The organism is Nonomuraea aridisoli (assembly GCF_003236395.1).
Lineage (GTDB): Bacteria > Actinomycetota > Actinomycetes > Streptosporangiales > Streptosporangiaceae > Nonomuraea > Nonomuraea aridisoli.
In genome coordinates this window covers 1-519 of sequence record NZ_POUD01000651.1, presented here as the reverse complement: position 1 = coordinate 519, position 519 = coordinate 1, and the positions used below count along the sequence as shown (strand labels likewise).

1 protein-coding gene is annotated in these 519 nt (G+C 72.4%); it reads right to left on the bottom strand.

The window, feature by feature from the left end; genetic code table 11:
• Positions 1-394 (bottom strand): prolipoprotein diacylglyceryl transferase family protein (locus C1J01_RS48560; protein WP_146616073.1); only part of this gene is annotated, 394 nt, incomplete at its 3' end.
• Positions 395-519: the final 125 nt, after the last annotated feature.

Below are 519 nucleotides of genomic sequence, written 5' to 3'. Positions count from 1 at the left end.
GGGCGTGCACGCCCCACGGCAGGTCGGTGGGGCGGCCGGGGGCCTCGGTCAGGTGGCAGCCGATCCGGCCGACCGCCATGCCGAGCGCCACGGCGGGGGCGAACAGGTCGCCGGTGCGTTCCTTGTAGCCGGTGATCCGTTTCGCGACGAGCACGCCGACGTACGCGCCGGTCAGGCCGCCGAGGATGCTGCGCGAGCCGTACAACCAGAGGTCCTGCGGGTCCAGCGTCTCCAGCCAGCCCGCCAGCCGCATCCCGATCGCTCCCCCGACCAGCGCGCCGGCGACCGCGACGAGCGACTGCTCGTTGAGCGCCCCACGCCTTCTGGCCTCCCGTACGAACACCACGGACGCCACGAGGACGCCCAGGCCGACGAAGATCTCGTGGTAGGGCATCAGCCGTACAGACCCGGGTTGAGGCCGGTGCAGAACCCGGCGGACACGATCGACCACGTCGCCCACCCGACCATGAGCCCCAGCCCGAACCCCCGCGTCCAGGAACCCCGCACGAAGCACAGGAC